Raw genomic sequence first — 24,292 nt, 5'->3', positions numbered from 1 at the left:
GAGGCGGGGGCCGTGGACTTCTGGGGCCATCTGAAAACCGTGAATCATCATCGGGCGCTGGTGCGGAAATACTGCTTCCGCCTGGGGCTGTACTGGCAGGGGCTGACCCACGATCTCAGCAAGTACTCCCCGGTGGAGTTCTGGGCCGGGGTGAAGTACTTCCAGGGGGACCACAGCCCCAACGACGCCCAGCGCAAGGCCAGGGGGTACAGCGCCTCCTGGATGCACCACAAGGGCCGCAACCGACACCACTTCGAGTTCTGGACGGACTACGGTCCGGAGGGCATCCAGGGCGTGGAGATGCCGGCAAAATACGTGGCGGAGATGTTCTGCGACCGTCTGGCCGCCAGCAAGGTCTACCGGGGGGCGGACTTCGACCCCGGCGACCCCTACAAATTCTTTCTCCGGGGCCGGGACAAGCGCCTCCTGCTCCACCCCGCCACCTCCGCCCTGCTGGAGACGATCCTGGTCAAGCTGCGGGACGAGGGCGAGGACGCGGCCTTTGACTACATCCGGCGGGAGGTCTTGAAAAAAAAGGCTTGACACCGTGGCACGGCTGTGCTATTTTTGAAAATACAGACTGTCGGTCTGTTTAAGAGGGGGAGCGTCCAGTGGGACGAAACAAATATCCGGAGGAGACCATTCGGAAGATTCTGGACACGGCGGAGCGGCTGTTCATTGAAAAGGGCTATGACCACGCCTCTCTCCAGGAGATCATTGATGAGACAGGTCTTTCCAAGGGAGCCATCTACCATCACTTCACCTCCAAGGAGGACATCTTCTACTCCGTCTGCGACCGCATCGGCCAGCGGAACGGAGAGATTCTGGCGGAGGTCCGGGACAATCCCCATCTCAACGGCCTGGAGAAGCTGCGGACCATTTTCAAGGTCTCCATGCAGCCGGAACGGCAGGCCAAGATGTTCTGCATGATGCCCTACCTGCTGGACAACGCCAAATTTCTGGCCACGGAGATGCGGAGCATTTTCTTTGAGGTCGCTCCCTTTTTCATCGAGCCCATCATCCGCCAGGGCATGGCCGACGGCACCATTCGCACAGACTCTCCCAGAGAGCTGGCGGAGGCCATGATGCTTCTGTCGGGCATCTGGATCAATCCCATCGTCCGCCCCACCGCACCGGAGGAGATTGTGGCCCGGTGCGCCGTGTACAACTGTCTCTTCAACAGTTTCGGCATCTCAGAGCTGATCGACCGGGAGATTATCGACACCCTGGTACACTATGCGAAGATGGCCCATCCCCCCTCTCCGGGGACAGATCTCTGCGACTGAGAAGAAGCTGCCGCGCGCGGGCAGTTTCTTTTTGGGAATATAAAAACCGACGGTCGGTTTATAAAAGGAGAACGACTATGGAAACAACCTCTCTGTTCCGCCGGGATTTCACCCTGGTGGTGATCGGACAGATCATATCCCTCTTCGGCAACGCCATCGTGCGCTTTGCCCTGCCGCTGTACCTGCTGCGGCAGACCGGGTCCGCGGCGCTGTTCGGCGCGGTGGGAGCGGCGGCGTTCATCCCCGCCGTGCTGTGCTCCCCCATCGGCGGCGTGGCGGCGGACCGGATCAACAAGAAAACCATCATGGCCGCGCTGGACTTCTTCACGGCAGGCCTGATCCTACTCTTCGCCCTCCTCCTGGAACGGACGCCGCTGGTGCCCCTGACGGCGGCCTGCCTCATGCTGCTCTACGGCATCGCCGGGGCCTACCAGCCGGCGGTCCAGGCCAGCATCCCCCTTCTGGCGGAGCCGGAGCAGCTCACCAGCGCCAACGCCGTCATCAATATGGTGCAGACCCTGTCCGGCCTCCTGGGACCGGTGGTGGGCGGCGTGCTGTTTGGGGCCTTCGGCATCCGGCCCATTCTTTGGGTCAGCATCGGCTGCTTCTTTCTCTCCGCCGTCATGGAGCTGTTCATCCGCATTCCCCACCGGCCCCAGGAGGCCGCGGGAAGCGTGCTGTCCACGGTCCGGCGGGATCTGGGGGATGGCTGGCGGTTCATCCGGCGGCAGCGCCCGGTGTTTCTCTCCGCCATGCTGGTGCTGGCTCTTTTCAACCTGGTGCTGTCCGCCGCCCTGATCGTGGGCATTCCCGTGGCGGTGGTCCAGGTGCTGAACATGAGCGACAGCCGCCTGGGAATCACCCAGGGGGCCATGGGCCTGGGCGGGCTCTTCGGCGGCGTCCTGACGGCCTTTCTGGGCGCGCGCCTGCGGCTCCGGCGGGGCGGCCTTGTGTTGCTGGCGGCCAGCCTGACGGCGGCAGTCATGGGTCTGGCCCTTCTGCCGGGTGTCTCTCCCTCCGCCGGCTGGTGGGCGGTCACGGCCATGAGCTTCGCCGTCATGGTTCTGTCCACCATGCTGGTGGTGGTGCTCAGCGCCGCCGTCCAGAGCCAGACGCCGCCGGACCTGCTGGGAAAGGTGATGGCCTTCATCATGGCGGTGTCCAACTGCGCCTCACCCCTGGGCCAGGCGGTCTACGGAGCATTGTTCGAGGGCTGTCCGGCCTGGGCTGTTCTTCTGGGAGCGGCGGCCGCCGCGGCTTTGACGGCAGTCTACTCCGGACGGGTCTTCCGGGCGCTGGACAGCGGCAGCGCGGCGTGACGCCGGGCGAGCGGCTCCTCCCTCTCGCCCAGGTCTCCCGGCACAGGCGGGCCATCGCCTCCACGGGCCGCGTCCGGCATTTGTTCCGGCGGCAGAACAGCCCCCTCGCCTCAGAGCTGCCCCGGGTCTCGCAGCAGCCAGGCAAAGCCGTTGGGCCAAAGCTCAACGCTGTGGATGTCATGATATTTGGTATTGTACATCAACTCCGTATAGCTCCCCGTCCGGTCCACCCCGGCGCGGACGAACTCCCCGCTGAAATTGAACAGACACACCAGCTCCCGCTCCCCGGACCGGCGGCACAGGGCCAGCGCCCGGCGGTCGCCGCTGTCCTCCACCCATACGTCGGCGCCGGCGTCAAAGCAGGGCTCCTGGGCCCGGAGGGCCTCCAGCCGCCGCAGGCCCTGGAACAGCCTGCCCTGACAGGTTTCAGGGTCCTGCCGCAGCTCAGCCAGCTCCCACTGGAATTTCCCCCGGTGGAGGTAGCGGCTGTCCTCCCGCCGGTCCGGGTCGTCGTGATAGGTGTAGTCGTTGAGGCGGCCCGTCTCGTCCCCGCTGTAAATCACCGGAATGCCGCTCTGGGACAGCATCCAGGCGTGGAGGGTCAGATCGCAGGCCAGAGCCCGCTCCAGCTTGAAGGGGTCCTGCTCATACTCGGCGGCCTCCAAACCGCAGAGGGAGGCGGTGGTGCCGCACAGCCGGGCGTCCCCCAGACGGGGATCGTCGTTGTACAGCTCTCCCCGGGCGCAGCTGCCCGGGAATTTTCCGGTGAACCAGTCGTTGAGATACCGCTTGTGGGCCACTTCGTCGATGCCGAAATTCCGGGCCAGCCAGGGGTAGTCCAGTCCCCAGCCGATGTCGTCGTGGCAGCGCAGGTAGTTCAAGAACAAAAAGTCCCTGGGCAGGGCGCACACCGCCTCCATCTGCCGTTTCAGCAAAGAGGCGTCCCCAGTGGCCAGGGTGTGCCAGGTGGTAGCCATGGTGGTGACGTTGTAGAGCATATGGCACTCCGGTTTTTCAGGGGTGCCGAAATAGGGGGCTACCTTGGCCGGCTCCATCACCACCTCCCCCAGCAGCAAAACGCTGGGGCAGACAATCTCGCACACCATGCGCAGCATCCGGGCCAGGGTGTGGACCTGGGGCAGATTGCGGCAGTTGGTGCCCAGCTCCTTCCAGATGTAGGGGATGGCGTCCAGGCGGATGACGTCGATTCCCCGGTTGGCCAGGAAGAGGAGATTCTCCGTCATGTCGTTGAACACCATGGGATTGGCGTAGTTCAGATCCCACTGGTAGGGGTAGAAGTTGGTCATGACGATCCGGCCGTCCTCCAGCTGGGTGAAGCTGCCCGGCGCGGTGGTGGGAAACACCTGGGGCACGGTCCTTTCAAACTCCCGGGGAAGGTCCCAGTTGTCATAAAAGAAATACCGCTCCTGATAGCCCGGCTCTTTTGCCCGGGCTTTTTTTGCCCACTCATGGTCCTCGCTGGTGTGATTCATCACAAAATCCAAACACAGGCTGATCCCCGCCCTCCGGCAGGCGTCCGCCAGGGCCTCCAGGTCGTCCATGGTCCCCAGCTCCGGCTGGACCGCCCGGAAGTCGGAGACGGCGTAGCCGCCGTCGCTGCGGCCCTTGGGAGACGCCAGCAGGGGCATCAGATGGAGGTAGTTCACTCCGCACTCCTCCAGATAGGAGAGCTTCTCCCGCACGCCCCTCAAATTACCGGCAAAGGCGTCCACATAGAGCATCATGCCCAGCAGGTCCCGGCGGCGGTACCAGTCCGGGTCCGCCTCTCTCCGAGCGTCCTGGTCCCGGAGGGCCTTTTTCCGCCCCTTCCAGCACCGCTCCAGCATTTCCGTAAAATAGCGGAAAGCCCCCTCATCCCGGTACAGCTCAATATAGAGCCATTTCAGTTCGTCATAGTGGCGCGCCAGACGGCGCCGGAACAGATCTGTCATGTTTCTGCCTCCTCCGGCCAAAGTTTTGGCATACTATATCACACCGGGCCCGCCGGGCGCAAGGGGAAATTGCCGCCGTGGAAGCGCGCCTGATCCTCCCCGCCCAAAAACCTGCATATTGCCATATTGTTTTATGAGCATAATCTATCTCCCCCTTATAAAATCCGGTGTTTTTATGTTTTATACAAAATAAAATCAACCGAATTGTGCGCAAAGTCGAATTTTTGCGCAAATATACCAGGATGTCGCCCAATCTGTACCAAAAGCGTTCTATATCACATTCTGATATATTTCAAAAAATACAATCTATTTACACGCGGGCGGAAACCGTATTATGATTTGTTCATAGTTACGTAACGTTTTCCGAGCGCGACAAAAAAGCAGAGGAGTGGAGTTATGAAAAAGATTCCCCGCGCCGCCGCCCTTGTCTTGACCATAACACTGCTGCTGTCCCTGTGCGGGTGCGGAGCGGCAGACGGCAAGACGCATCTTACCTTCCAGATCTGGGACGTGGCCCAGCGGGACGGTATGCAGGCCATTTGCGACGCCTACACCGCCCAGAACCCCGGCGTGGTCATTGAGGTTCAGGTCACCAGCTGGAGCGAGTACTGGACCAAGCTGGAGGCCGCCGGCGAGAGCAATACCATGCCGGACATCTTCTGGATGCACACCGACCAAATCCTGTACTACGCCGACTTCGGCATCCTGGCCGACCTTACCGACCTCTACGCCGGCGAGGACCCCAACTTCTGGACAGAACACTATTCCGATATCTCCATCGGCAACGCCAGCGGCTCCGACGGCCGGATGTACGGCGTGCCCAAGGACCGTGACAACGTGGTTCTGGTATACAGCCGGGAGATATTCGACGATGCCGGCGTGGCCTATCCCGACGAGAACTGGACCTGGGACGACATGATGGACGCCTCCCAGAAGATCTATGATGCCACCGGAAAATACGGCTACATGGCCTATAACGACGAGCAGCTGGGCTACTGGAACTTTGTCTACCAGAACGGCGGCTACATCCTGGACCCGGAAACCAACATCCACGCCGGCTACACCCAGCCCGCCACCGCCGACGCCATCAAATACTATGTGAATATCCAGAAGAACGAGTGGTGCCCCGACCAAACCTTCTTCGCCGAGACAACCCCCGGCACCGCCTTCTTCTCCGGCATGGGCTCCATGTTCTATGAGGGCTCCTGGAATCTGCTCTCCGAGCTGAAAAACTACCCCGATATGGTGGGCAAGTGGGACATCGCCCCTCTGCCCAAGTGCCCCAGCCCCGCCTCCGGCGACGGCGCCGGCACCATCTCCAACGGCCTGTGCTACTCCACCGCCGCCAACGGCAAAAACCTGGACATCGTCAAGGACGTGCTCCGCTTCTTCGGCAGCGAGGAGGGCCAGCGCATCCAGGGCGAATCCGGCGCGGCCATTCCGGCCTATCTGGGCCTGGAGGACTCCTGGACCACCGAATTCGCCAAGTTCGACTATCTGCTGGACGTCCAGGTCTGCTACGACCAGTTCGAGACCTGCGTGCAGTACATCAACAACGCCACCCGCCGCAAGTGGAAGTCCAACGTGGCCGATGAGATGGTCAAGGTCTACAACGGCGTGGACATCGACGCCCAGCTGGCTGTCATGCAGGGGATTGCGGACAGCTATGTGACGGACTGACCGAGAGAGGAGGCATATTTGTGAACAACAAACTTTCCCCCGCCGCCCGGCGGGAAGAAAACTGGGGCTGGATCATGGTCGCGCCCACCATCACCGGGCTGGTTGTACTGAACCTGTGGCCCTTTGTCCAGACCATCTACACCGCTTTCTGCGAGCACCTGGGCTTCGGCCACTATCAGTTCGTGGGCCTGGACAACTTCGTCCGGATGTTCCAGAACGCCGAGTTCTGGCGGGCCACCTGGAACACCATCCTGTTCTGCATCCTCACCGTCCCCGTGGGACTGTTCCTGTCCCTGCTGGTGGCCATGCTTTTGAACGCCAAGATCAAGTTCAAGGGCGGCTTCCGCACCATCTTCTTCCTGCCCCTGGTGTGCGCCCCCGCCGCCGTCACCATGGTGTGGCGCTTCATCTTCAACGGCGAGTACGGCATCCTGAACCAGATCTTCGGTACCCACATCGGTTGGATCACCGACCCCAAGTTCGTCATGATCTCCTGCGCCATTGTGGCCATCTGGAGCAACATCGGCTATGACGCCGTCCTCCTGCTGGCGGGTCTCCAGAACATCCCCAAGACCCTGTACGAGGCCAACAGCATCGACGGCGCCGGCAAGGTAAAGCAGTTCTTCACCATCACCCTGCCCATGGTCTCCCCCACTCTGTTTGTGGTCATGATTATGCGGCTGATGTCCGCCGTCAAGGTCTACGACCTGATCTACATGATGGTGGAGGACACCAATCCCGCCGTCACCAGCGTGCAAAGCCTGATGTACCTGTTCTACCGCTCCTCCTTCGTCGCCGGCGAGCGCGGCTACGGCTCCGCCATCGTGCTGTGGACCGTCCTGCTTATCGGTCTGGTCACCGTCATCCAGTTCTACGGCCAGAAGAAGTGGGTCAACTACGACGTGTAAGGAGGAAGAGAAATGAAAAACAGTTCTTTAGAGGCCTCCCAGAAGCGGATGACCATTCTCACCTACGTGGTGCTGATCGCCGCCGCCCTCCTCATGGTCTTCCCCTTCATCTGGATGATTCTCACCAGCTTCAAGACCGTGGCCGAGAGCAACGCCACTCCTCCCGTCATCTTCCCCAGCGCCTTCCGGTGGGAGAACTTCCGTGACGCCGTCACCAGCCTGCCCTTTATCAAGCTGTACATCAACACCGCCCTGATGATCTTCTTCCGGGTGATCTGCGCCGTGGCCTTCAGCTCCATGGCGGGCTACGCCTTCGCCATGCTGGAATTCCGGGGCAAGAAGCTGCTGTTCGGCATCGTGCTGATGCAGATGTCCCTGCCCTCCCAGATCTTCATCATCCCCCAGTACCAGATGGTGGCCCACATGGGGCTTGCCAACACCATCTTCGCCCTGGTCTTCCCTGGCATCGTCAGCGCCTTCGGCGTGTTCTTCCTGCGGCAGACCTACATGGGCATCCCCAAGGAGATCGGCGAGGCCGCCTACCTGGACGGCTGCACCCAGTGGCAGACCTTCTACAAGGTGATGTTCCCCCTCACCGGCACTTCCGTGGCCGCCCTGACCATCTTCACCGCCGTGTTCGCTTACAGCGACCTGATGTGGCCCCTGGTGGTCAACTCCGACCTGAACATGATGACCCTTTCCTCCGGCCTTGCCACGCTGCGGGGTCAGTTCAGCACCAACTTCCCCGTGCTGATGGCCGGCTCTCTGCTGGCCATGCTGCCCATGGTGGTCCTCTACCTCATCTTCCAGAAGCAGTTCATCGAGGGCATCGCCTCCACCGGCGGAAAGTAATGAAAATGATGTCTTGAATTTTTGAATCAAAAGGAGGAAAATAGATATGGCCGCCTTGAATTTGAAAGGTATTACGAAAATATATCCTCACAGCGGAGATCAGAAAAAAGCCAAAAAGAAGAAGGGTGAGCCCGAGAAGAAGACGAACCTGCAGGTGACCGACCAGGGCGTCGTCGCGGTCCAGTCCTTCAATCTGGACATCGCCGACAAGGAGTTCATCGTTCTGGTAGGCCCCTCTGGCTGCGGCAAGTCCACCACGCTGCGCATGGTGGCCGGCCTGGAGGAGATCTCCGGCGGCGAGCTGTACATCGACGGCAAGCTGGTCAACGACGTGGAGCCCAAGAACCGGAACATCGCCATGGTCTTCCAGTCCTACGCCCTGTATCCGCATATGACGGTATATGAGAACATGGCCTTCCCCCTGAAGCTCCGCAAAACCCCCAAGGAGGAAATCGACCGCCGGGTGAAGGAGGCCGCGGCCATTCTGGACATCACCCAGTACTTAGACCGCAAGCCCAAGGCCCTCTCCGGCGGCCAGCGCCAGCGGGTCGCCATCGGCCGGGCCATCGTCCGGGAGCCCAAGGTCCTTTTGATGGATGAGCCCCTCTCCAACCTGGACGCAAAGCTCCGCAACCAGATGCGGGCGGAGATCATCAAGCTGCGCCAGAAGATCAACACCACCTTCATCTACGTCACCCACGACCAGACCGAGGCCATGACCCTGGGCGACCGGATCGTCATCATGAAGGACGGCTTCATCCAGCAGATCGGCACGCCCCAGGAGGTCTTCGACCACCCCGCCAACCTCTTTGTGTCCGGCTTCATCGGCATGCCCCAGATGAACTACTTCAACGCGAAACTGGTCAACGAGGGCGGCAAATACGCCGTATCCGTGGAGAACTGCAAGGTGGTGCTCTCCGAGGAGAAGCAGAAGAATCTGGCCGCCCACAACGCGGCCCCCCAGGACATCACTCTGGGTGTCCGCCCCAGCCACATGGTGCTGGCCAGGCAGCCCGGCAACACCCTCTCCGCCACCATCGACGTATCCGAGCTGATGGGCAGCGAGGTCCACTTCCACGCCAACGCCAACGGCAAGGACGTGGTGGTGATCGTGCCCACCATGAACGCCGACGGCGAGCGCATTGACTCCTTCCACGCAGGCGACAAGCTGAATCTGACCTTCAGCGGCAATGTCTGCCATATCTTCGGCAAGGACGGCAGGAACCTGGAATTCTAAAATCGATCCCACACACATCCGCGCCGCCCCGTGCCCGCTCCGGGGCCGGGGCGACGCGGATGCAAACCCGGCTGCGCACAAAGCCGGCATTCTGCGTTCTGACACAGGAGCGACAACTGAGCGAGGAATCCCTATGATCGTTTTGGACAAGGAAAACCGGGTGTTCACTCTGCACACCCAGAACACCACCTATCAGATGAAGGCGGACCAGCACAACATCCTGCTGCACACCTACTACGGCCCCCGAATCAGCGGCGGCGACCTGTCCTACCTCATCCAATATGCCGACCGGGGCTTCTCCCCCAATCCCAACGAGGTGGGGGACGAGCGGGACTACTCCCTGGATACCCTGCCCCAGGAGTACTCCTCCTGCGGCGTGGGGGACTTCCGCATCCCCAGCATCGAGTTTGAGCCAGAGGACGGCAGCCGCCTGGCGGACCTGCGCTACGCGGACTATGCGCTGCATCAGGGCAAATACAGCCTGGAGGGCCTGCCCGCCTTCTGGGGCGGCGAGGAGTGGGAAACCCTCGTCATCCGCATGCGGGACACGGCCGCGAAGATGTCGGTGGAGCTGTACTACGGCGTACTGGAGGAGCGGGATTTGATTACCCGGGCCGTCCGGGTGGTCAACCAGGGGACGGAGACTGTCCGGCTCCAGCGCTGCGCCTCTTTGTGCCTGGACTTCCAGCGGGACGATCTGGACTTCATCACCTTTGACGGCTGCCACACCATGGAGCGCTGCCCCAGCCGCGCCCCCCTGCGCCCCGGCATTCAGAGCGTGAACAGCCTGCGGGGCACCTCCAGCCACCATCACAACCCCTTCGTCATTCTCTGTGACCGCGGGGCCAACGAGGACTACGGCCTGTGCTACGGGGCCATGCTGGTGTACAGCGGCAACTTCCAGGCGGCGGCGGAGCGGACCCAGCTGGAAAACAACCGTCTGGTGCTGGGCATCGACCCCTACAACTTCTGCTTCCTCCTGGCCCCGGGAGAGTCCTTCACCGCCCCGGAGGCCGCTCTGGTCTGCTCCCCCAAGGGCTTTGGCCAGATGAGCCGCCAGTTCCACCGCGCCCTGCGGGAGCACCTGATCCGGGACCCTTACCAGGGGAAGCGCCGGCCGGTGCTGATGAACAACTGGGAGGCCACCTACTTCGACTTTACCGCCGACAAGCTGGTGGACATTGCCAAAGGCGCACAGGGCCTGGGTATCGAGCTGTTCGTCATGGACGACGGCTGGTTCGGCTCCCGGGACACTGATCTCAGCGGGCTGGGGGACTGGTCTGTCAACCTGAAGAAGCTGCCGGGCGGCCTGGAGGCCCTGGTTCCCCGCATCCAGGCGCTGGGCATGGGCTTTGGCCTTTGGATTGAGCCGGAGATGGTCAGCGAGAACAGCCAGCTTTACCGGGAGCATCCCGACTGGGCCCTGGGTGTCCCCGGACGGCCCCAGACCCGGGGCAGAAGCCAGCTGGTGCTGGACTTCTCCCGCCGGGAGGTCCGGGACTATATCTACGAATCCATACAGAAGATCCTGGACGGCGCCGACATCACCTATATTAAATGGGACATGAACCGGAGCCTCTCCGACGTCTGGTCCGCCGCCCTGCCCGCAAACCGCCAGGGGGAGGTCTACCACCGCTATGTGCTGGGCGTGTACGACATTCTGGAGCGGCTGCGCCGGGACTACCCGGAGCTGCTGATCGAGGGCTGCTCCGGCGGCGGCGGCCGGTTTGACGCGGGGATGCTCTACTACACCCCCCAGATCTGGTGCAGCGACAACACCGACGCCGTGGACCGCCTGCGCATCCAGTACGGCACCTCCTTCTGCTATCCTGTCAGCGCCATGGGGGCCCACGTCTCCGTCTGTCCCAACGAGCAGAACGGCCGCGTCACCTCCATGGAGACCCGGGGCGCTGTGGCCATGAGCGGCACCTTCGGTTACGAGATGGACCTGAGCCGGTGTACGCCGGAGGAGCGGGAGATCATCAAACAACAGACGGCCTTTTTCAAAGAGCACTACGACCTGATCCAGCAGGGGGATTACTACCGCCTCAGCGACCCCTTTGCCGACCCCTTTACCGCCTGGGAACAGGTCTCCCCCGACGGCCGCGAGGCCCTGGTCTCCCTGGTCACCGGCCCCACCCAGGCCGCCGCCCCCTTCCGCAGCCTGCGGCTCAAGGGGCTGGACCCCTCCCTGCGCTACGCCGTGAACGGCCAGGGCGCCTTCCCCGGCGACGTGCTGATGGAGGCCGGCTGGCCCCTGCCCATGCCCCAGGGAGATTATCAGTCCATGCAGCTGTACCTGTCCGCGCTGTAGGCCGTGTCTGAAAAATGGCAGAGCGGCGGATCTTTTTCCGCTGTGCATTCCGCCATTTACCAAGCAATGCCCAATCAGGAACTCCCGCCCTCAGCAAGTGAGGACGGGAGTTCTGCCTGTCACATAGACGAAAGGAGCTCACGGAATATGACGCAGTACGAGAGAATGCTGGCGGGCCTCATCTACGACCCCGCCGACCCGCAGATCCTGTCGGAACAGGCGGGCTTTGCGGAGCGCCTCTGGGCCTTCAACCAGCTGCGGCCCGGCGACGCCGCGGAAAAGGAACGGTATATGAAGGAAGTCTTCGCCTCCTGCGGCGAGGGCTGCTGGATCGAGCTTCCCTTCCGCGCCAATTGGGGCGGGCGCCACGTCCATTTCGGCCATCGCGTCTACGCCAATTTCAACCTCACCCTTGTGGACGACGGCAATATCTTCGTTGGTGACAACGTCCTCTTCGGCCCCAATGTCACGGTCGCCACGGCAAACCATCCCATCGAGCCGGGCCTGCGGAGCAGAGGCCTGCAATACAACCGGGATGTCCATATCGGCAACGACGTCTGGATCGGGGCCGGGGCCGTTCTCGTGCCGGGCGTGCGCATCGGGGACGGCAGCGTGATCGGCGCGGGGAGCGTCGTCACCAGGGACATTCCCGCCGGCGCCGTCGCTGCGGGCAATCCCTGCCGCGTACTCCGCGCCATCGGGGAGCGCGACCGGGAGTTCTTCTTCCGGGGCGAGAAAATCGATTGGGAGAACCTGTGAGGATCTATTTTTTCTGCTGCTCCTCTGCCCGCCACTGTCTGGGGGACACGCCGTAGCGCTTCTTGAACGCGCGGGAGAAGTGGAGCTGATTCGGATAGCCGCAGCCGGCGGCGATGTCCCGGATGGAGTTCCCCGACAGCTTCATCATCTCCGCCGCCTTGGAAAGCCGCAGGCGGATCAAAAACTCCTGGGGCGGACAGCCCATGATCTCCTTGAACAGCTTGCTGAAATAGCTGCGGTTCAGCCTGCACACATCGGCGATCTCCTCCACCGTGAGATCCCGCTGATAATTGTGCTCCATGAAATTGACGGCCTCCTGAATGTAGAAGTCCTTGAGCTTTCCGCCGTGGAGCGTCTTCCGGGTGGAGGAAGAGCGGATCAGCGCGTCCAGAAAGAGGCACAGGTGTCCGATCAGGTGGAGCGGCGCGGCTTCGGCGTGCCGGGCGATGTAGAGCATGGTATCCCGCAGCTCGTCCCCCTGAGACGGGAACTGCGGATGGTAGATGGGCTGAAGGGCGCTCAGCCCCGCGCCGTCCAGATATTCCTCCACCCGCAGGCCGTCAAACTCCAGCCAGGTGTACTCCCAGGGGTCCGTCTTGTGGGCGGCGTAGGTGTTAATCTGCCCGGGACAGATGAGGAACCCCTGCCCCGGGCCCAGTTCATACCTGCGGTCCGTTCCGTCCGGGCCGGTGGAATCCAAGGTCCCCTGCCCGGAGATGATATAGTGGAACAGGTAGTGATTGCGCACAAAGGGACCGAAGGAGTGCAGAGGCCTGCACTGCTCCCAGCCGTATTGGTACAGGCGGAAATCCAGGAAATTCTCATTGGGGAAAATGGAGAAGGAATAGTTGTTCATGGACAGGCGCTCCTCTCTTGACGGCCTCCGCTCTCCGCGCGCTTTTCCTGTCCGGGGAGTTTACAGCTGCCCGTTTGGTACACTATATCAGATTCTTTCCCAAAAATCCATACAAAACTGCACAAATTCCCGATGTTTTCCGCCATGAAACAGCCCTTGCTGCCGTGTAGTTATTGACATAATTAGATCTTACCAGTATAATTGAAATAATTTGGATCATCGAGAGGAGACGACAGCGTGAAACAATTTATCGGTATGAGTGTGCGCGGAAATCTGGAGGAGGCAGTCAGCGGACTCCGCGCCCCACAATTCATTATGCTGTTATCAAACAACTCCCAGTTTGAAACCCACGTAAAAGCGCTGGAACAGCGGTTCCCCGGCGTCCCCAGCATCGGCTGCATCGGCATGTGCTATCAGACCGGCGTCGTGGAAAACGGCGTGGGCGTCATCGCCTATTCCGACGGCGTCTCCGCCGCCGCCAACGTGCTGGAGGAGGTATCCGTCATGCCCGTGAAGTACATCCAGCGGCTGGAGCGGGATCTGCGCACGGTGGGCGGCACCGGCAACGATACCGTGTGCATCGACTTCTGCACCGGAAACGACGCCTGCGTACTGACCACCATCCACACCTCCCTGCACAAGCACGGCATCTCCCTGGTGGGGGGCACCGGCGGCGAGGGCCGGATCTCCGCCAACGGGCGGGTCTATCAGGACGCCGTGGCCTATGCCGTGGTGCGGAACCTGGGCGGCCGGGTGAAGACCTATAAGGAGAACATCTACCACCAGTTTGGAAACTACCGCTTCATCGCCTCCAATACGGACCGGGCCAATTACATATTGGGCTCCCTGAACGGAAAGCCCGCCAAACAGGTCTACCAGAGCATCCTCCACGTGACCGACGAGGAGATCCTCACCCGCACCTTCCAAAACCCCTTCGGCAAGATCAACGGGGACGACACCTGCATCATCTCTATTAAAGAGGTCAACGGCAACGCCCTGGCCTGCTTCCGCCAGGTGAACGACTCCGACGTTCTGATCCTCCTGGAGCTGGGGGACTATCAGGCCATCACCCGGAACACCATTCAGCAGATTCAGCGGGAGTTCCCCAAGCGTTCCGCCGTCTTTTCCGTGAACTGCCTGTTCCGGTATAAGCTCTTCTCGGAACGGGGGTATATGCAGAACTACCTGCGGGAGATGGCCTCCCTGGGCTGCCACGCCGGATTTGTCGGCTACGGAGAGCACTACAACAACCGCTTTGTCAACCAGTCCATGACCTGCGCGGTCTTTGAGTAAGGGAGGGGATTCGGAATGATTTTTTCGGGAAAGAACCGGAGACAGCAGAATGAGCCCGGCGGGGAGAAAAGCCTCTATCCGGTCCTGCACGTGGCGGACAGCCTGAAAGAATACCAGAAAGAGCTGGTGAAAAAGGAGGTCGCCTCCCTCTCGGAGCTGGGCATGGTGGGCAGTTCCTTCTCCGGCGTGCTGACCGAGGCGAACAATTTCCAGGAAAAGCTCCAGGAGCTGGGCCAGTCCTTCTCCAGCATCAACCAGACCGCGGGGCAGTTCGGCCAGGTCCGGGGCGAGATCGCCCAAATGGTGTCGGAGGCCCAGGGCCAGCTGGAGGAGCTGGGGCAGACCTCCGCGCGGGTACAGCAGTCCTACGAGGAGATGACGGAAATTTTCTCCAAGCTCCAGGCCGCCATTCGGGAGATTCAGCAGTGCATGGGAAAAATCGTGTCTATCGCAGACCAGACAAACCTCCTGGCCATCAACGCCTCCATCGAGGCCGCCAGAGCCGGCGTGGACGGCCGGGGCTTCGCAGTGGTGGCCGCCCAGGTAAAGCAGCTGGCTGAGGAGATCAAGGTCCTGGCCCAGGACGTAAATATCGGCATCTGCGACGTGGAGGAGCGGGCCGGCGAGCTCAGCGGCAGCATCCGCACATCCCAGGAGACGCTGAGTCAGGGCGCCGGCGCCGTCGCCCAGACGGGCGAGAGCTTCCGCAGGATCACGGACGCCGCCGAGGGCGCCGTGGCTGTTCAGACCGAGATTTCCGGGGTCATCAGCACCTCCCAGGGGGAACTGCAGTCGCTGTGCCAGTTCTTCGACCAGATCCGGAACCTGTACCAGGAGGTGGTCAAGCACATTGACCAGGCCAGCCGTCTGGGTACCACCAAGAGCGCCATGTTTGAGGACATGGACAACATGATCTCCCAGCTCCCCCCCATGGTCAAGGAGCTGGAGCAGCAGAGCTGACAAGGGCCCGCCTGATGAGAATACAGGGCCGCCGGAACCAGGAGATTCCAGCGGCCCTCGGCGCATTTTTGAGGCGGTCCTCTCCCCCTTCCCCGGGGAACGGTCCTGCCTGTTCTCCGCAGGAATTGGATGAAGGGCAAATTTTTTTCAAAAGAAGGCTTAATTTCCGCGGAGGCCTGCCGATAAAGCTATTGAACGGATTCGGCGGCGGCTGAGTCCTGGAAGGTTTCACCCGGTCCGCGCGGCCGGCTGAAATAGCGCACCGGCGTCTGAGGGCCCGGGCAGTCCGGCCGGTTGCCCGAACCGGAAGACGTCACCACATCTGCGGACGGACGCAAGGATGAGCGTCCGGGAATAACGATAAGGAGATAGAAACATGCGTATTCAGCACAATATTATGGCGATAAACGCCTACCGCAACTACAACACCAACACCTCCGCTCTGAGCAAGAACCTGGAGAAGCTGTCTTCCGGCTACAAGATCAACCGCGCCGGCGACGACGCCGCGGGCCTGGCCATTTCCGAGAAGATGCGCGCCCAGATCACCGGTCTGCAGGCCGCTCAGAAGAACGTCAAGGACGGCATCTCCCTGGTGAAGACCGCCGAGGGCGCCATGCAGGAGATCCAGGACATGCTCAACCGCATGGACTACCTGGCCACCCAGTCCGCCAACGGCACCTATGACGACGAGGTTGACCGCTACAACCTGCAGAAGGAGGTTGACCAGCTCAAGAGCGAAATCAACCGTATCGCCGACAGCGCCAACTTCAACGGCATCAACCTGCTGGACGGCAGCCAGGACGGCGGCTCCAGCAGCACCAGCATGACGAATGTTACCGTAACCGTTGAGGGCGACTCGGTGAAGCCCAACGAGGAGACTCGGAAGGGCATCTACGCTGTCGACATGAAGAACTTCAAGTTCACCGCCGCCAGCACGGCTAAGGGCACCGTGAACATCAAGGTTGCCGGCAAGACAATTGCTACCGGCACGGTTAGCGCCAGCGGCGGCAGCATCTCCGCTGCTGATCTCACCGTGAAGTCGGGTGATATTACTATCGGCGGTGTGACCTTTACAGTTGGCGGGGACGCTACGGGCGAGATCACCCTGACTATGAAGAACGATCCCACGAAGGATTTCACCACTGCAATGCCGGTGACCGTCGACGGCGTCACGCAGGCTTCTGTTCAGGCTGATGCTGTCACTAATTTGGGCAACAACGGCCTCAGCGACACCGTCCGCGTGAAGCAGGACGCAATCTATGCGCCTGAGCGTATCTATGCTACCGCTAAGTTTGATCTCTCATCGGTCTTCGCCGACGGCATCAAGGACGGCGACCAGCTCCAGATCGGCAACGAGACCTACACCTTCTCCGTGGGTGCGGACAGCAAGTTCAAGAGCGGCAAGAACATCATCGATCTGACCGCCTTTACAGAGGGCAGCGACAAGCTCACCGCCGCCGCCGCCCGCCGCCTGACCGCCGCCGCCTCCGGAAACAAGATGTTCAAGGTCACCACCACCAATAAAGATGGTGTGATTCATCTGACTGAGCTTGACGGCGCTGTCGACTACACCAAGAACGACCTGCGCGGCGACACCACAACCGCCAAGGACGGCAACTGGACCGGCCTGGTGAAGAAGGGCAACGCCGCCACCAGCGGCGGCGGCAAGGGCCTGACTCTGCAGATCGGCGACACCAGCGATTCCTACAACCAGCTGAGCGTCTCCATCGGCGACATGCACACCTACGGCGCCATGGCCATCGACAGCATCGACATCAGCACCCGCGATGGCGCTTCCGCCGCCATCGACACCATCAAGAACGCCATCAACTACGTCTCCGGCATCCGCGGCGATCTGGGCGCCACCCAGAACCGTCTGGAGCACACCGCCAACAACCTGAGCGTCATGGCGGAGAACATCCAGGACGCCGAGTCCACCATCCGCGACACCGACGTTGCCGAGGAGATGATGGCCTACACCAAGAACAACATCCTGGTTCAGTCCGCCCAGGCCATGCTGGCCCAGGCCAACGCTGTTCCTCAGGGCGTGCTGCAGCTGCTGGGTTAATCCCCTTAAAAGCGGCATAACGCACCTCCGTCCCCTTCTGAAAGGGGCCCCGCGAAAACCCGGTGACTGCGCAGCCCGCGGCGGCTTTGCCGCTTAGGGATGCGGCGCCCCCTGCGGGTGAGCGGGTTTCGTGGTGGAAGGACTGCGCCCGCAGAGCGGCTCTCAGGCGGAGTTTTCTCCGGTGAAGAGTGTTTCGCGGCTGCCGGAATCAATCCGGCAGAGACAAAACTGCAACCACAGCACTTTTGCGGGGGCGGGCCCTTGGCCCGCCCCCCGTTCTCTTGTGAGGAGGAACGAAGATGGAGGCAATCGAAATCGCCAGAAAGCTGGCGTCACTTGGCAGCGCCGCCGAGGCGCAGGACGCTTACGGGCTGGTGATCCATCAGAGCGGCAACCCGGCGGAAAAGCTGGAGGCGGCGGTCTACATCCTGCACTCCGGCGGAAATTATAAGGTCTCCTACACCTGCTTCCGGGACCTGTATAATCAGGGTCATTTTCAGGAGCAGATCCTGCCCCTGATGGCCGGGGCCTTTTATGAGCCCAATGTAAAGGAGCTGGAAAGCCGCTACCAGCAAAACTGCAGGCTGCTGAAAAAATACCCGTACCTGTTCAGAAAGGACTTTCTGCCCTTTGAACAGCTTCCCATTCTCTTTTTCCCCTATGATGAAAACGGCTATGTCCCCTTCTTCCCGGACCGGCGGCGGTTCGGCGATTATATCAACTTCAAAAATCCTGTGGTCAGCCGGAACTTTTTCAGAGACCTGGAAAAACCCATCCTGGCCGACGACGTTTACAGCCAGTACGAACTGGAATATCTGAACGACAACGTGCGCAGAAGCGAATACATCGGCCGGGAGAACCATGTGTATCTCCATTACGCCGACTGGGGAATTTTCTGTGCGCATTTACAGTGCCTGGATCTTCACCGCCTTTTGAAGGATGAGAAGCTCATTTTTCTGATCGGCGGCGACATCCAGCGCTATCCCATTGACTTCAAGGCGGAATACGGCATTGACTACAGCCGCTGTCCCCTCAAGCCGGTGGGAGTGCGGGAGATCAACCGCCTGATTTGGCACACCCAGCTCTCCGCCCATAACGGCGGCGACTTCTTCAACGAGGTCTTTGACGCCCACCCGAATATGCTGGTTCTATCCTCGATCATGATGGAGGAGCTGACGGGCAGCATTGACGCCATGAAAGAGAAGATGGACCGGGCGAAGAGCCTGCGGGAGGCGCTGGAGCTCTTTCCGGACTGGCCCGCCGCCCGGGTGGAGGAGCTCTACCGCATAAAGGGACGGCAGGAGAAGGACTTTGCCGCCGCGGTATTTCTGGAAAACCCAATCAGCAGCGCGGGGCAGGACTGGTCCTCCCGCATTGCTCCTGCGGTGTTTTTGCAGCCCCACTTCCCCCGCATCGTCTATAACCTCTATGTGGAGCGGGGAAGCGGCCGCACGGTATTGGAGTCGGAGGACTATGAGACGGTACAGAATATGCCGCTCTTCCGCCAATTCAAATACATCAAGACCTTCACGCCCATGCGCCGCTTCACCACCAGCTACTGCGGCTCGATGCGCTTTATTTACTACAATGTCAAAACCGGCGGAACGATTTCAAGGGACACCAACTGCCAAAATGTAGTCAGCGATATGATTAGTGAATATATCGCCAACCGCAGCTTTATGGTCGACCCGGAGGACCGGCTGTATCAGGACAGCATTCTGGTCCGCTTTGAGGACGCGAAGCTGAACCCGCTGGCGACCTTTACCGCTCTGGCAGCGTTTCTGGATGTGCCCTACGCGGAATCCATGACCCGCTGCACGGAGGGTGGAAAGGATTTCTGCACCCCCGGAAATGTGAAAGGGTTTGACACGGCCTCGGTCTATCGGACCTATGACGAATTCGCCAATAACAGCGAACGCTGTTTTATCGAGTATTTTCTCCGGGACGCTTACGCGTATTACGGCTATGATTTCCACTACTATGACGGAACGCCGATGGACGATGACCGGGTACAGGCGCTGATTGACGATTTTACCACGCTGGACCATTACATACGCTGGAGCTGGGAAAAAGCCTTCGACTCCCTGCGGACAGGCGAAAACGGGGAGCGCACCATCTCGGAGGAGGAAGAAGAAGGCCTTGAGAAAATTCTGGAGGACGTGATGCGCAGCACACGGGAGAGCCGGATCAAGAACGCAAAAATTTTGATGCGCGACCTCCGTTTTGTCAACAAAAATGGACGGGCGCTGCAGATGATGAAAAAGCTGGAGCCGAACCCCGCGCTGCTGGAGCAGCCGCTGTATCACTGAGGCCATGGAAGATCTGACAATGGCCGACCTGGACCGCGCGCAGTACCTGTTAGAGCGAATGCTGGATCTGGCGGAAGCATCTGCCAAAGACGGCTGTACAGACGCGCGCCGGACCGTATTGCAAAAAGGATTCACCTTTTTACAGGCGGAGGTCCTGGAAATTTTGGACAAGACCAACGAGGAGGACATATAGGAGTGGAAAAAAAGGGAACGGTCTACTTTTTCACCGGCCTGGCCGGAGCGGGAAAGACCACCATCGGCGGACTGTTTTATGCGCGCTTAAAGGCGCGGAGCCCGGAGACAGTCCTCCTGGACGGGGACCAGATTCGAGGTGCGGCCGGCCACAGCTCTCCGGTAACGGGGGCGGTGCTTCTGGAGGACAGGTATACGACCGCGGCGAGGAAAGCAGGCGCCTGGCCCTTGTTCCAGCGCTGCCGGGATCTGGCGGACCAGGGGAAAGACGTGGTTTGCTGCAGCATCTCGATGTACTCCGACATCCGCCAGTGGAACCGGGAGAATATTGAAAATTATCGGGAAATTTACATCAAGGTCACCCGGGAGACCCTGTATAAGCGGGATCAGAAGAAGCTGTACTCCTCCAGCGCGAAAAACGTGGTGGGCGTGGACCTGCCCTACGACGAGCCGGGACATTCCAGCATTGTCATCCAAAACGACGGAGACGAGACTCCGGAGTCCATTGTTGAGCGGCTGATCCGCTTTTTCAACCTGAATGAACCGGTGTGAACAGGAGGTATGGAGAATGAGCCTTCGCGCAGATCTGCATACGCACAGCACTGCCTCAGACGGACAGTACACACCTGCGGAAATTGTAAAGCTGGCCAAATCCAAGGGGCTGGAAATACTCGCGCTCACCGATCATGATACGCTGAGCGGCCTCCGCGAGGCCGGAGAGGCCGGAGAGGCCCTGGGGCTCCGGGTCATTCCGGGAATCGAGCTGAGCGCGGACGATTACCTGAATCTCCACATCCTTGGCTACGCCTTCCCGCCCGACGCCCCCAACCTGCTGGAGATGACAACGGGAATGAAGGCCGGACGGGACCACCGCAAGTACCGCATCGCGGATTTTCTGCATAAGCACGGCGTGGACATTCCCCTGACCGAGGTGGAGGAAGCCGCCACAGGCGGCGTGATCGGCCGTCCCCACTTTGCCCAGGTCATGCTGCGGCACGGCATTGTCGCCACGCGAAAAGAGGCATTTGACCGCTATCTGGACACGCCGGAATTTCAGGAGATCGAAAAGGGCACCAAACCCAGCGCCGAGACCTGCGTAAAGGCCATCAAAGCGGCCGGCGGAAAGGTCTCTCTGGCTCACCCGTACCAAATCGTACTGGGAGATGACAATCTGGAACACCTGGTCCGGCGCCTGGCCGGCTATGGACTAGACGCCATCGAGTGCTATTACCCGCAGCATACGCCGGAGCAAACGGCGATGTACCTGAGCCTTGCGGAGAAATTCGGCCTCCATGTCACCGGCGGCAGCGATTTTCACGGTGAGAAAAACAAGCCGGACAATCTGCTGACAGCCTGGGAGCTGGAGCTGAACTGGCTGCTTTGAATGGAGGTCAATATACTATATGGAAATGTACAGTACACTTGAAGAATACCGCAAAGTGTATGAGATGCTGGCGGATGAAGAATCCCGCGACATTTATCTAAACAAACTGAATTGGCTGATTTCCGGAAATCAAAAGTACATTGACGCCATCGTAGTTAAATATCTGCCTGGGGTCCCTTTGCTTAAAAAAGCAGGGGTTGCTGAATTGAAAAAATCCATGCCCCAGGATCGAGAAGTCGTTCTCTATGGGGCGGGATCAATTGGCAAGATTCTTCTTCGTTATTGGCAGGACGATGATCGTTTTGTTGGCTTTTGCAGCCAGACCAAAGAAAAGCAGAAAAAGGGCTATTGCGGCTGGCCAGTTATAAGCCCGGAACAATTGCTGGCGCAAAAAGATATGAGCGTACTGATTAGTACGACTCGGTCAAATAAAGAAATCAGACAGATCTTAAAAGAGGGCGGATACCCTCAAGATCAGATTTATTCCTGGGCTGAATATGACTATGAAGATCCGGGACAGTATTTTGCACCGGATTTTATGGTATATGGAGACGAAGAGGTATTCATTGACGCGGGTTGTTGTGATTTGAATTCAACTTTGCAGCTGCGCAAGTATTGTAAACATCTGAAAAAGGTTTACGCTTTAGTGTCAACGCCAATTTGAAATTGTAAGAAAACGCCGAAGAAATTTTGTAGTTTTTCGGCGGGGGGGGGGTAACAGAATCAGTTATTTCCTTGCAGGAAAAGAGTATTTACGATTTGCTGTTTCTGGCGCATAAATTCCTTGCGCTCCTTCAGGCGGTAAGACTCACCCTTGATGTTGATAACGGTGCAGTGATGCAGTACACGATCCAGGATGGCGGAGGCGATGGTGACGTCGGCAAAGACCTCGTTCCACTGGGAGAAGGTTTTGTTGGAGGTGAAGACGGTGGATGTTTTCTCGTACCGCCTGGCAATGAGCTGAAAGAACAGGTTTGCACCCTGGATGTCCATGGGGAGGTAGCCGATTTCGTCGATGATGAGCATCCTGTACTTGGCCAGAACCTTGAGCTTGTCCGGCAGACGGTTCTCAAAATGGGCCTTCTTGAGCTGTTCAATGAGCTGGTGGCAGTTGATGTAGTAGGTGGAGAAACGGTGCTGTGCCGCCACCAGGCCCAAAGCGGAGGCCAGATGGGTCTTGCCCACGCCGGGCGGGCCGAGGAAGACCACATTCTCCCCGTTTTCCAGGAAGCGCATGGTAGCCAACTCATCGATCTGGCGCTTGTCGATGGAGGGCTGGAAAGAGAAATCGAAGTCGTCCAGGGTTTTCTTAATGGGAAAGCCAGACATCTGGATCTGCTTCTCATAGGCCCGTCTCCGCTTGGATTTGGCTTCTTCTGAGAAAATGTGATCCAAAACCTCCACAATGTTGAGCTTGTCCGCCACCGCCCGTTCCAGGTAGTTGTCCAGAATCTCCAGGGTGTTTTTCATTTTAAGGGCTTCCAGGTTTTCCCTCAGCCTGTCCATAGTAAATTCAGTCATACAGCACCTCGTCATATCTGGATAAATCGGAGGGCTTCAAGGGGAAATCTATTACTTTGCCCTGTTCCAGCAGAACATTTTCCGCATCTATTGTCTGTTTCAGCGTAATCCTTCTATAGTGCTGAGGATTGACAACCATGTCCTTCCTTTGATACGATATTCGATGCAGAGCGATCTGCTTTCCCTCATAGTAGGCGGCCAGCATACTGTCGAGGGCCACGACTGCCACATCTTTGCCGATGTACTCCGCTGGCACGGAGTACTGATTCCCGGCGTATGAGATGAGGCAGTCTTTTTGTACCCGCCTAAGGTTGATCTTGTCGATGATGTACTCACGGGAAAGAGGACTCAGCCCCTCTTTTTGCAGCCGTTCAAAGGGAATCTCGTTGGTGGTGGCATGGACTTTGCCATTGACCTTATTACACCAAGCCAAGGCTTGTCCATTCAAATCTGCCAGGCTGTTGTACTTGATCCCGACCATGAAGTTGTCCCGCACAAACTGCACCGTCCGCTCCACTTTTCCTTTCGTCTGACCACGATATGGCCGGCACAGGATGGGTTTGAATCCATAGAATCCCGCGAAGTCCTCAAACTGCCGGTTTAGTGTGGAGTCCTCCTGCTTCAAAAGCCGCTTGATGACTACCTGCTTCATGTTATCGTACAGAATCTCCTCCGGGTAGCCTCCGAAATACCGAAACGCGTTCTGATGGCACCGTATCAACGTGTTTGTGCTCATATCTGTGACAAATTCGATGTACCGCATCCTTGAGTACCCCAGAATCATGAGAAAGCAGTACAGCTTCTTCCACTTTCCGTCCTCGTATACCAGGTGATCCTCGAAGAATCCCCAGTCCATCTGCCCTTGCTTTCCTGGCATCGTCTCAAACCGCACCGTTGCTTTCTCATTCAAGTCCATCTTCCGGCTGCTCACATACGCCTTGACAATACTGTAACCTCCGTCAAACCCCATCTCCCGCAGCTTCTCCAGTATCCGCAACGCTGAATACGGCGCCTCTTCCAGCCACTCGTCCACGATCTGCTTGTACGGGTCCATCTTTGTTGGCTTGGGTTCGCTCAATGTGTACTCCGGCTTCTGCGGCGATTCCGCGTACCGCTTTGCCGTCCGCGGGTCCATGTGGTACTTCCGTCCCAGCTCCACATAGCTCAGCCCTTTTTGTCTGTCGCTTCGGATATCCATCCACTGTGCTCCTTTCATTTTCTGACTCCCTTTCCGGGCTCTTTCTCGCCCTGATTGGGAGTCTATCTTTTTCCCTTCACCTCCGCCACTAAACTACATTTTTTCCTCGGCGTTTTCTTACATTTTATCACTGGCGCTGACAATCTGACCACAGAGCCGGAGCGTATCTACACTTTAGCGGACAAGCTCTCCCGGAACAGCGTT

The 24,292-nt window shown here is 59.4% G+C and carries 21 protein-coding genes; 17 read left to right on the top strand and 4 right to left on the bottom strand.

The window, feature by feature from the left end; translation table 11 throughout:
- The first annotated feature begins 12 nt into the window (after window positions 1–12).
- From C816_RS12750 to C816_RS12740, 3 genes are all read left to right on the top strand, one after another.
- Window positions 13–543 carry a DUF5662 family protein gene (locus C816_RS12750; protein ID WP_016322806.1) on the top strand — a complete coding sequence of 177 codons (531 nt, stop codon included), beginning with the start codon at window positions 13–15 and terminating at the stop codon, window positions 541–543.
- Between the two features lie 68 nt (window positions 544–611).
- Complete coding sequence (locus C816_RS12745; RefSeq protein WP_016322805.1) at window positions 612–1,286, top strand: TetR/AcrR family transcriptional regulator; 675 nt, start codon at window positions 612–614, stop codon at window positions 1,284–1,286.
- Between the two features lie 77 nt (window positions 1,287–1,363).
- A complete protein-coding gene (locus C816_RS12740; RefSeq protein ID WP_016322804.1) occupies window positions 1,364–2,605 on the top strand; it encodes an MFS transporter in 1,242 nt (413 codons plus the stop codon).
- Window positions 2,606–2,715: 110 nt separating this feature from the next.
- Here the strand turns inward: C816_RS12740 and C816_RS12735 are convergent, their stop codons facing one another.
- The gene (locus C816_RS12735; protein ID WP_016322803.1) at window positions 2,716–4,557 is read right to left on the bottom strand and encodes an alpha-amylase family protein; all 1,842 of its coding nucleotides are present in this window, start codon (window positions 4,555–4,557) and stop codon (window positions 2,716–2,718) included.
- A 396-nt stretch (window positions 4,558–4,953) separates the two neighbouring features.
- Between C816_RS12735 and C816_RS12730 the strand changes: the two genes are divergently transcribed.
- The 6 genes from C816_RS12730 (at window position 4,954) to C816_RS12705 (ending at window position 12,307) form a co-directional block, all read left to right on the top strand.
- Complete coding sequence (locus C816_RS12730; protein WP_016322802.1) at window positions 4,954–6,237, top strand: ABC transporter substrate-binding protein; 1,284 nt, start codon at window positions 4,954–4,956, stop codon at window positions 6,235–6,237.
- 20 nt (window positions 6,238–6,257) lie between these two features.
- A complete protein-coding gene (locus C816_RS12725; protein ID WP_016322801.1) occupies window positions 6,258–7,145 on the top strand; it encodes a carbohydrate ABC transporter permease in 888 nt (295 codons plus the stop codon).
- Window positions 7,146–7,157: 12 nt separating this feature from the next.
- A complete protein-coding gene (locus C816_RS12720) occupies window positions 7,158–7,997 on the top strand; it encodes a carbohydrate ABC transporter permease (RefSeq protein WP_016322800.1) in 840 nt (279 codons plus the stop codon).
- Window positions 7,998–8,043: 46 nt separating this feature from the next.
- The gene (locus C816_RS12715; protein ID WP_016322799.1) at window positions 8,044–9,234 is read left to right on the top strand and encodes an ABC transporter ATP-binding protein; all 1,191 of its coding nucleotides are present in this window, start codon (window positions 8,044–8,046) and stop codon (window positions 9,232–9,234) included.
- A gap of 133 nt (window positions 9,235–9,367) precedes the next feature.
- Window positions 9,368–11,548 carry an alpha-galactosidase gene (locus C816_RS12710; protein WP_016322798.1) on the top strand — a complete coding sequence of 727 codons (2,181 nt, stop codon included), beginning with the start codon at window positions 9,368–9,370 and terminating at the stop codon, window positions 11,546–11,548.
- 147 nt (window positions 11,549–11,695) lie between these two features.
- Entirely contained in the window at window positions 11,696–12,307 is a 612-nt protein-coding gene (locus C816_RS12705; protein WP_016322797.1) for a sugar O-acetyltransferase, read from the top strand.
- A 4-nt stretch (window positions 12,308–12,311) separates the two neighbouring features.
- Here the strand turns inward: C816_RS12705 and C816_RS12700 are convergent, their stop codons facing one another.
- The gene (locus C816_RS12700; RefSeq protein ID WP_016322796.1) at window positions 12,312–13,163 is read right to left on the bottom strand and encodes an AraC family transcriptional regulator; all 852 of its coding nucleotides are present in this window, start codon (window positions 13,161–13,163) and stop codon (window positions 12,312–12,314) included.
- A gap of 237 nt (window positions 13,164–13,400) precedes the next feature.
- Between C816_RS12700 and C816_RS12695 the strand changes: the two genes are divergently transcribed.
- From C816_RS12695 to C816_RS12665, 8 genes are all read left to right on the top strand, one after another.
- Window positions 13,401–14,456: an FIST signal transduction protein gene (locus tag C816_RS12695; RefSeq protein ID WP_016322795.1), complete on the top strand. Its 1,056-nt coding sequence runs from the start codon at window positions 13,401–13,403 to the stop codon at window positions 14,454–14,456.
- Between the two features lie 15 nt (window positions 14,457–14,471).
- A complete protein-coding gene (locus tag C816_RS12690; RefSeq protein WP_016322794.1) occupies window positions 14,472–15,416 on the top strand; it encodes a methyl-accepting chemotaxis protein in 945 nt (314 codons plus the stop codon).
- A 376-nt stretch (window positions 15,417–15,792) separates the two neighbouring features.
- On the top strand, window positions 15,793–17,484 hold the full coding sequence (locus C816_RS25465; RefSeq protein WP_016322793.1) for a flagellin N-terminal helical domain-containing protein: 1,692 nt from the start codon (window positions 15,793–15,795) through the stop codon (window positions 17,482–17,484).
- Between the two features lie 299 nt (window positions 17,485–17,783).
- Entirely contained in the window at window positions 17,784–19,793 is a 2,010-nt protein-coding gene (locus C816_RS12680) for a hypothetical protein (protein ID WP_016322792.1), read from the top strand.
- Window positions 19,794–19,797: 4 nt separating this feature from the next.
- A complete protein-coding gene (locus C816_RS23725; protein ID WP_155979009.1) occupies window positions 19,798–19,986 on the top strand; it encodes a hypothetical protein in 189 nt (62 codons plus the stop codon).
- A gap of 2 nt (window positions 19,987–19,988) precedes the next feature.
- Window positions 19,989–20,537: an adenylyl-sulfate kinase gene (locus tag C816_RS12675; RefSeq protein WP_016322790.1), complete on the top strand. Its 549-nt coding sequence runs from the start codon at window positions 19,989–19,991 to the stop codon at window positions 20,535–20,537.
- A 16-nt stretch (window positions 20,538–20,553) separates the two neighbouring features.
- On the top strand, window positions 20,554–21,369 hold the full coding sequence (locus C816_RS12670) for a PHP domain-containing protein (RefSeq protein WP_016322789.1): 816 nt from the start codon (window positions 20,554–20,556) through the stop codon (window positions 21,367–21,369).
- Between the two features lie 19 nt (window positions 21,370–21,388).
- The gene (locus C816_RS12665; RefSeq protein ID WP_016322788.1) at window positions 21,389–22,033 is read left to right on the top strand and encodes a nucleoside-diphosphate sugar epimerase/dehydratase; all 645 of its coding nucleotides are present in this window, start codon (window positions 21,389–21,391) and stop codon (window positions 22,031–22,033) included.
- Window positions 22,034–22,092: 59 nt separating this feature from the next.
- Here the strand turns inward: C816_RS12665 and istB are convergent, their stop codons facing one another.
- Both istB and istA read right to left on the bottom strand, forming a co-directional pair.
- On the bottom strand, window positions 22,093–22,890 hold the full coding sequence (gene istB, locus C816_RS12660; protein ID WP_016320839.1) for an IS21-like element helper ATPase IstB: 798 nt from the start codon (window positions 22,888–22,890) through the stop codon (window positions 22,093–22,095).
- Complete coding sequence (gene istA / locus C816_RS23720; RefSeq protein WP_016320838.1) at window positions 22,883–24,088, bottom strand: IS21 family transposase; 1,206 nt, start codon at window positions 24,086–24,088, stop codon at window positions 22,883–22,885. Before istA ends, istB begins: the two co-directional genes overlap by 8 nt.
- Window positions 24,089–24,292 lie beyond the last annotated feature (204 nt).

It is taken from the genome of Oscillibacter sp. 1-3 (assembly GCF_000403435.2).
Lineage (GTDB): Bacteria > Bacillota > Clostridia > Oscillospirales > Oscillospiraceae > Oscillibacter.
The sequence above is the reverse complement of the archived record's forward strand: the minus strand, read 5'-3'. Positions and strand labels throughout refer to the sequence as shown.